General features: G+C 63.1%; 9 protein-coding genes. 5 read left to right on the top strand and 4 right to left on the bottom strand.

Features of this window, described 5'->3' with window-relative positions:
• Positions 1-537 (bottom strand): recombinase family protein, encoded by a 537-nt coding sequence (locus SIDU_RS17665; RefSeq protein ID WP_051184012.1) that lies wholly within the window; start codon positions 535-537, stop codon positions 1-3.
• A gap of 68 nt (positions 538-605) precedes the next feature.
• Between SIDU_RS17665 and SIDU_RS17655 the strand changes: the two genes are divergently transcribed.
• A complete protein-coding gene (locus SIDU_RS17655) occupies positions 606-1,370 on the top strand; it encodes an IS6-like element IS6100 family transposase (protein ID WP_001389365.1) in 765 nt (254 codons plus the stop codon).
• Between the two features lie 159 nt (positions 1,371-1,529).
• On the opposite strand, the gene linB is transcribed toward SIDU_RS17655, so the two are convergent.
• Both linB and SIDU_RS17645 read right to left on the bottom strand, forming a co-directional pair.
• A complete protein-coding gene (gene linB / locus SIDU_RS17650) occupies positions 1,530-2,420 on the bottom strand; it encodes a haloalkane dehalogenase (protein ID WP_007682110.1) in 891 nt (296 codons plus the stop codon).
• Between the two features lie 85 nt (positions 2,421-2,505).
• Positions 2,506-2,760 carry a hypothetical protein gene (locus SIDU_RS17645; RefSeq protein WP_007682112.1) on the bottom strand — a complete coding sequence of 85 codons (255 nt, stop codon included), beginning with the start codon at positions 2,758-2,760 and terminating at the stop codon, positions 2,506-2,508.
• Positions 2,761-2,788: 28 nt separating this feature from the next.
• Between SIDU_RS17645 and SIDU_RS17640 the strand changes: the two genes are divergently transcribed.
• Together SIDU_RS17640 and SIDU_RS20310 are read left to right on the top strand one after the other, a co-directional pair.
• Positions 2,789-3,553 (top strand): IS6-like element IS6100 family transposase, encoded by a 765-nt coding sequence (locus SIDU_RS17640; protein ID WP_001389365.1) that lies wholly within the window; start codon positions 2,789-2,791, stop codon positions 3,551-3,553.
• A 41-nt stretch (positions 3,554-3,594) separates the two neighbouring features.
• Positions 3,595-4,083 carry a hypothetical protein gene (locus SIDU_RS20310; protein ID WP_335682218.1) on the top strand — a complete coding sequence of 163 codons (489 nt, stop codon included), beginning with the start codon at positions 3,595-3,597 and terminating at the stop codon, positions 4,081-4,083.
• A 141-nt stretch (positions 4,084-4,224) separates the two neighbouring features.
• On the opposite strand, the gene SIDU_RS17630 is transcribed toward SIDU_RS20310, so the two are convergent.
• Entirely contained in the window at positions 4,225-4,977 is a 753-nt protein-coding gene (locus SIDU_RS17630) for a GntR family transcriptional regulator (protein ID WP_257787143.1), read from the bottom strand.
• Positions 4,978-5,086: 109 nt separating this feature from the next.
• Here SIDU_RS17630 and SIDU_RS17625 point away from each other — a divergent pair, with 109 nt between their 5' ends.
• Positions 5,087-5,773: a glutathione S-transferase family protein gene (locus SIDU_RS17625; protein WP_007686800.1), complete on the top strand. Its 687-nt coding sequence runs from the start codon at positions 5,087-5,089 to the stop codon at positions 5,771-5,773.
• 18 nt (positions 5,774-5,791) lie between these two features.
• Positions 5,792-6,967, top strand: a complete 1,176-nt coding sequence (locus tag SIDU_RS17620; protein WP_007686802.1) for a CaiB/BaiF CoA transferase family protein — start codon at positions 5,792-5,794, stop codon at positions 6,965-6,967.
• Positions 6,968-6,972: the final 5 nt, after the last annotated feature.

The raw sequence follows: 6,972 nt of genomic DNA, 5'->3' as shown, positions 1-6,972 counted from the left end.
TCAAGGCGTATCCTTGACCGGCGCTGACCACCCGATCCGCTCCAACGTGTCCGTCAATGTTGATCGCGGCACGCTGAACGTGCGAGAAACCGACGCTTTGCTGGCCCCATTGGACAGAGCGGCAACTATCAACTGCATCTTTTCCGCGGCGATCGTCGGCGGTCGTCCACCTTGTCGGCCCCGCCGCTTTGCGGCGGCCAGGCCCGCCATGATCCGCTCCCGCGTCAACGCTCGCTCGTATTGGGCGAGCGCGCCGAACAGCGAGAACAGCAACTCGCCATGCGGCGTGGTGGTATCCATCTGTTCGGTCAGCGACCGGAAGGCGATGCCGCGTTCCTTGAGGTCGGTGACGATCGCCAGCAGGTGCGGCAGCGAGCGGCCGAGCCGATCGAGCTTCCAGACAACCAGCGTGTCGCCGGCGTTCATGTAGTCGAGGCAGGCTTTCAGGCCGGCGCGATCGTCGCGCGCACCGGAAGCCTTGTCGGAGTAGAGGTGCCGTTGATCGACACCAGCGGCCGTGAGCGCATCGCGTTGCAGATCGACCGGCTCTGTTGCAAAAATCGTGAAGCTTGAGCATGCTTGGCGGAGATTGGACGGACGGAACGATGACGGATTTCAAGTGGCGCCATTTCCAGGGTGATGTGATCCTGTGGGCGGTGCGCTGGTATTGTCGCTATCCGATCAGCTATCGCGACCTTGAGGAAATGCTGGCGGAACGCGGCATTTCGGTCGACCATACGACGATCTATCGCTGGGTCCAGTGCTACGCCCCGGAGATGGAGAAGCGGCTGCGCTGGTTCTGGCGGCGTGGCTTTGATCCGAGCTGGCGCCTGGATGAAACCTACGTCAAGGTGCGGGGCAAGTGGACCTACCTGTACCGGGCAGTCGACAAGCGGGGCGACACGATCGATTTCTACCTGTCGCCGACCCGCAGCGCCAAGGCAGCGAAGCGGTTCCTGGGCAAGGCCCTGCGAGGCCTGAAGCACTGGGAAAAGCCTGCCACGCTCAATACCGACAAAGCGCCGAGCTATGGTGCAGCGATCACCGAATTGAAGCGCGAAGGAAAGCTGGACCGGGAGACGGCCCACCGGCAGGTGAAGTATCTCAATAACGTGATCGAGGCCGATCACGGAAAGCTCAAGATACTGATCAAGCCGGTGCGCGGTTTCAAATCGATCCCCACGGCCTATGCCACGATCAAGGGATTCGAAGTCATGCGAGCCCTGCGCAAAGGACAGGCTCGCCCCTGGTGCCTGCAGCCCGGCATCAGGGGCGAGGTGCGCCTTGTGGAGAGAGCTTTTGGCATTGGGCCCTCGGCGCTGACGGAGGCCATGGGCATGCTCAACCACCATTTCGCAGCAGCCGCCTGATCGGCGCAGAGCGACAGCCTACCTCTGACTGCCGCCAATCTTTGCAACAGAGCCAAAAATGTCGTCGCTCATGTCGGTCTCTCCTATTGTCCTGCGCGGGTGATCGGCGTCGCCGCGTCTGTGGTTTGTTCGGATCTTAGAAAATGAGCCGGTTCCGGATTATGCTGGGCGCAATCGCCGGACAAACGCCGCAATCGCCGCGCCAATCTCGTCCGGACTGTCCTCCTGGATGAAATGGGCGCCTGCGACCGTGATTTCGGTCTGGTTTGGCCATGTGCGGCAGAAGTCGCGTATTCGGCCCGTGGTCAGGTGTCCCGGCTCGGCGTTGATGAAGAGTTTCGGAATCGGGCTTTCGCTGAGCCAGCCGGCATAGTCCCGGGCGATCGCGACCACGTCGGCCGGGGTGCCTGCGATCGGGATTTGGCGAGGCCAAGACAGGGTCGGTCGACGGGCTTCGCCGGCGGCGAGGAAGGGCTCGCGATAGGCGGCCATCTCCGCTTCGCTTAAGGGGCGCAGGATCAATCCGGGGAGAACTTGTTCGACAAAAACATTGTCCTGCAACACCAATTCTTCGCCCGCCTGCGAGCGAAAGGCCTGAAACAGATCGCGATCCTGTTCGGGAAAATCCGCCCATTCGAGCGGCATGGTGACCGCTTCCATATAGGCAATCCCCTGTACACGCTCGCGGTGGCGGCGGGCCCAGTCGAAGCCGAGGACGGACCCCCAGTCATGCACGACCAGAACAACCCTGTCCCCGAGATCGAGCGCCTCCCACAGCGCGTCGAGATAGTCACGATGCTCGGCATAGGTATAACGCTCGGGCCCCGACGGATCGAGCTTGTCCGAATCGCCCATGCCGATCAGGTCACAGGCGATCAGCCGTCCCAGCCCGGCGCAATGCGGCATGATATTGCGCCACAGATAGGACGACGTCGGATTGCCGTGCTGGAAGAGGATCGGATCGCCGGTCCCTTCATCGATATAGGCCATGCGCCGGCCCTTGATCTCAATGAATTTCTTCTCGCCAAATGGCTTTGCGCCGAGGCTCATCGATATTCTCCTTGAGCGATTTTCTGGTCTGCCCGGTCGGCGATGCATATCGCATGATGAATATCATGTCAATCGAGGAATCGTTCTAGCCATTGCCGTCGAGCGGAGAGTTGCTGCCGGAGCATCGATGGATGACGGCGTAGGCCACGCAGGCGCCTCTCAGGCGGTAGCTTTCCTTAGCCCCGGGCGCATCCGAAAGATCGAGGAAGGTTTTGTGAGTCGGATACCAGACCGCGAGAATCTCATCGATATGTTGAGTGCCCACGGCCTGGCCAAACACGGGCGTGCACCACAGGATCCGCGCGCCGGCTCTGTTGCAAAAATCGTGAAGCTTGAGCATGCTTGGCGGAGATTGGACGGACGGAACGATGACGGATTTCAAGTGGCGCCATTTCCAGGGTGATGTGATCCTGTGGGCGGTGCGCTGGTATTGTCGCTATCCGATCAGCTATCGCGACCTTGAGGAAATGCTGGCGGAACGCGGCATTTCGGTCGACCATACGACGATCTATCGCTGGGTCCAGTGCTACGCCCCGGAGATGGAGAAGCGGCTGCGCTGGTTCTGGCGGCGTGGCTTTGATCCGAGCTGGCGCCTGGATGAAACCTACGTCAAGGTGCGGGGCAAGTGGACCTACCTGTACCGGGCAGTCGACAAGCGGGGCGACACGATCGATTTCTACCTGTCGCCGACCCGCAGCGCCAAGGCAGCGAAGCGGTTCCTGGGCAAGGCCCTGCGAGGCCTGAAGCACTGGGAAAAGCCTGCCACGCTCAATACCGACAAAGCGCCGAGCTATGGTGCAGCGATCACCGAATTGAAGCGCGAAGGAAAGCTGGACCGGGAGACGGCCCACCGGCAGGTGAAGTATCTCAATAACGTGATCGAGGCCGATCACGGAAAGCTCAAGATACTGATCAAGCCGGTGCGCGGTTTCAAATCGATCCCCACGGCCTATGCCACGATCAAGGGATTCGAAGTCATGCGAGCCCTGCGCAAAGGACAGGCTCGCCCCTGGTGCCTGCAGCCCGGCATCAGGGGCGAGGTGCGCCTTGTGGAGAGAGCTTTTGGCATTGGGCCCTCGGCGCTGACGGAGGCCATGGGCATGCTCAACCACCATTTCGCAGCAGCCGCCTGATCGGCGCAGAGCGACAGCCTACCTCTGACTGCCGCCAATCTTTGCAACAGAGCCAGTTCGACTACGCCCGTCACCCCGTAGACCGCCTGGACGGCGCGGTGCGCCGCGTCGGTGACGGAGTGGTCGCGCTGAAGCTGGTTGGTGAATTCGTAGATCGCCTCGTCGGCCGAATCGTCGAAATCCGGCCTCTGCTCCATGCGGAGCGCGTTCACGATCCCGGCGGGAAGGCCTGCCGCCAGCGCATGCGGCTCATGCTGGAACCACTCGAACGAACAGTTCCAGACACGCGCCGTCACGAGGATGGCGAGCTCGCTATGCCGCTTGGTGAGCGAGGTGCGGAAGCGCAGCAATTCGCCGAACCGCTGCCATTTGTCGGCAAGTTCGGGATTGTGCAGCGCTGCGCGGAGCGGGCCGACCAGCCCTCCGCGCGGGCCGCTCACGATCGCTTCATACACCGCGCGCTGGGCGGGATTCATGGTCGCGAATTCAGGAAACGGAATGCGCGGCACTACGCTCTCCACTCTGGGTAGGCAGTTATGGCTGTTTGTTCAGCCGCCCCGAACAACGTCCGTCGGCCGAGGCAAAAACCTCATAGGCCATCTTTATGGCCTATGTCGATAATAATTTGCGCCACCCTGGTATATCCGCGTGTTTTCGCGGAATTTCCCTATTTATTTGAGCTTGATGTCCAGCCGGACGACATCGCCCCGATAGGTGCCGTCGGACACCATCACCAGCCGGCCGCTATCGCTGATCACCGTGCGATGCACATAAGCCACGGGCACGTTGAGCGGCACCTGGAGCCCCTTTGCGGTCAGCACGTCGGCCGCGCCGATGGTCAGCGTCTGGCTGGCGCCGGCGATCTTCAGGCCGCGGATGTCCGCCACCAGGCTAAGCGCCGTCTTCGTCACCAGATCTTCATGCGAGATGCGCTTGCAGAGCGCCTCGTCGAGATAGGTGTCGGCCAGCAGGAAGGGCTTGCCCTCCCGCCAATGACGGCGGCGGAAGCGGCGATAGCTGCGCGCGCGCTCGCCATCGCTCTGGATGATGTTCGGCGGCTGGTGGCCGGTTTCCTCCGAGAGCAGCTCGATGGTCGCGCCGGAACGCGAGCGCAAAAGTCCCGACCAGTCGGTCTCGACCTCGCACCAGAGTTGCTCCTGGGGCCGATAAGTAACGAAGGTGCCCTTGGCGCGATAGCGTTCGATGAGGCCTTCGCCGTTCAAGATGCCGAGCGCCTGGCGGACGGTGGCGCGCGCCACGCCATATTCGGCGGCCAGTTCCTCGACCGTTGGAATTTGGGAACCGACCTGCCACTCCCCGGACGCGATCATGCGCCGGAACAATGTACTGAGCTGCAGATAGCGGGGGATCCCCGTTCCATCTGCGCCGAGGGGGCCTCCTGTGTTCTCTGTGTCTTGCAGCATTAGGTGTTTATAGCAGCCAATTGGATTAGAGCAACCGTGCGCATTCCGCATTTGCCGGTGCGGTGCGTGAGCCTTTGACAAACACACATAAGGACAGTGTAATAGCTTAATGATCCGAATCGAGGCTCAGAGGGACGCGGAAAACGCAACGGCGCGCGCGCCGAAGGTCGGCCTGCCATGGCCCGTGCTGCTGCACTGGAGTCCGAAATCACCCTTCGTCCGCAAAGTGGCGATCGTGATCGCTGAATGCGGCCTCGACGCCCGGATTCGGCGCCAGCGCACCGTTGTCGAGCGGCTGAACCCCGACACCGCCTATATGAAACGCCATCCGCTCGGCACCATTCCGATGCTCGAGCTGGAGGATGGCGCGATGCTCCACGATTCGGCCGTCATCTGCGAGTATCTGACGATCCTCCAGCCCGCGCCCGTCCTTCTCCCGAAAGAGGGGTGGGCGCGATTCGAGGTGCTGCGCCTGCAGGCGCTGGTCGACGGCATGCTCGACGCGCTGTTGCTCTGGCGGCAAGAACGCATCCGCCCGCAGGAGCAGCAGAGCGCCGCGTTCCACACGGCCTATGCGCTCAAGGCGCGGGTCGCGCTCGACGCGCTGGAGGCGGAGGCGAGCCGCTGGCCGGACGCGCTCGATCTCGGGCAGATCGCCGCCGGCTCGGCGCTGGCCTATCTCGACCTGCGCTTCTCCTTTCTCGCCTGGCGCCAGGGCCGCGACGCGCTCGCCGCCTGGCATGACCGCTTCGAGGCGCGGCCCAGCGCGGTCGCGAACCGACTCGCACTGGATTGATTGACAGGAAGGATTTTCGTGGCCAGCCCCCTTTCGCATCTGCGCGTGCTCGACCTCAGCCGTATCCTGGCAGGTCCATTTTGCGGCCAGATCCTCGCCGATCTCGGCGCGGACGTGACCAAGGTCGAGCGGCCGGAAGGCGGCGACGACACGCGCGGCTGGGGTCCGCCCTTCCTGCCGGGCGCTGATGGCGGTCGGGGCGACGCCGGCTACTTCCTTGCCTGCAACCGGGGCAAGCGCTCGATCCGCGCGGATCTCGCGACGCCAGAGGGGCAGGCGCTGGTGAAGGCGCTGGCCGCCCGGTCCGACATCGTGCTGGAAAATTACAAGACCGGCGGCCTCGCCAAATTCGGGCTGGATTATGAAGGGCTGAAGGCGGTGAAGCCCGACATTGTCTATTGCTCGATCACCGGCTTCGGCCAGGATGGTCCGCGCGCCTCCCAGGCCGCCTATGACTTCATGATCCAGGCAATGGGCGGGCTGATGAGCGTCACCGGGGAGGCGGACGGCTTTCCCGGCGCGGGCCCGCAGAAGGTGGGCGTGCCGGTGGTCGACCTGATGACCGGCATGTATGCCGCGATCGCCGTGCTCGCCGCCATCGCGCGCCGCGATGAGACGGGTCAAGGCGAATATATCGATATCGGCATGCTCGACGTGGCGGTCGGGTCGCTTTGCAACCAGGCGCAGAATTATTTTGTCTCAGGCAAGACGCCGATGCGCGCCGGCAACCGCCACCCCAACATCCAGCCGCAGGATGTCTTCCCCTGCGCGGATGGCCATGTCGTGATCGTCGTCGGCAATGACGGGCAATATGCCAAGTTCTGCGAGGCGATCGGGCGGCCGGAACTGATCGAGGACGCACGCTTCCTCACCAATGGCGATCGCGTCCGCAATCTCGACCAACTCATGCCCGCACTGATCGCCGCCCTGTCGGCGGATACGATGAAGGGCTGGGTCGCCCGGCTGGAGGCGGCGGGCGTGCCCTGCGCGCCGATCAACACCGTGCCGGACGTGCTGGCCGATCCGCAAGTGAGGCATCGCGAGATGCTCGTGCATCTCGATCATCCGGTGTCGGGCCGCCTCGCCATGCTGGCCAGCCCCATGCGATTCCGGAACGCGCCGGTGGCGTACCGGCGCGCGCCGCCGCTCCTCGGCGAGCATGACAAGGAAATTCTCGCCGAGCTGGGCCTCTGATACAC

The organism is Sphingobium indicum B90A (assembly GCF_000264945.2).
GTDB classification, from domain to species: Bacteria; Pseudomonadota; Alphaproteobacteria; order Sphingomonadales; family Sphingomonadaceae; genus Sphingobium; species Sphingobium indicum.
Note: the sequence above shows the minus strand (reverse complement) of the source record. Positions and strands in the feature narration are given on the sequence as shown.

What these genes read in the sequence shown, in the direction of transcription:
- SIDU_RS17640 (WP_001389365.1), top strand. Translation starts at nt 2,789, where the DNA reads ATGACGGATTTCAAGTGGCGCCATTTCCAGGGTGATGTGATCCTGTGG.
- linB (WP_007682110.1), bottom strand. Translation starts at nt 2,420, where the DNA reads ATGAGCCTCGGCGCAAAGCCATTTGGCGAGAAGAAATTCATTGAGATC.
- SIDU_RS17625 (WP_007686800.1), top strand. Translation starts at nt 5,087, where the DNA reads ATGATCCGAATCGAGGCTCAGAGGGACGCGGAAAACGCAACGGCGCGC.
- SIDU_RS17630 (WP_257787143.1), bottom strand. Translation starts at nt 4,977, where the DNA reads ATGCTGCAAGACACAGAGAACACAGGAGGCCCCCTCGGCGCAGATGGA.
- SIDU_RS17655 (WP_001389365.1), top strand. Translation starts at nt 606, where the DNA reads ATGACGGATTTCAAGTGGCGCCATTTCCAGGGTGATGTGATCCTGTGG.
- SIDU_RS17645 (WP_007682112.1), bottom strand. Translation starts at nt 2,760, where the DNA reads ATGCTCAAGCTTCACGATTTTTGCAACAGAGCCGGCGCGCGGATCCTG.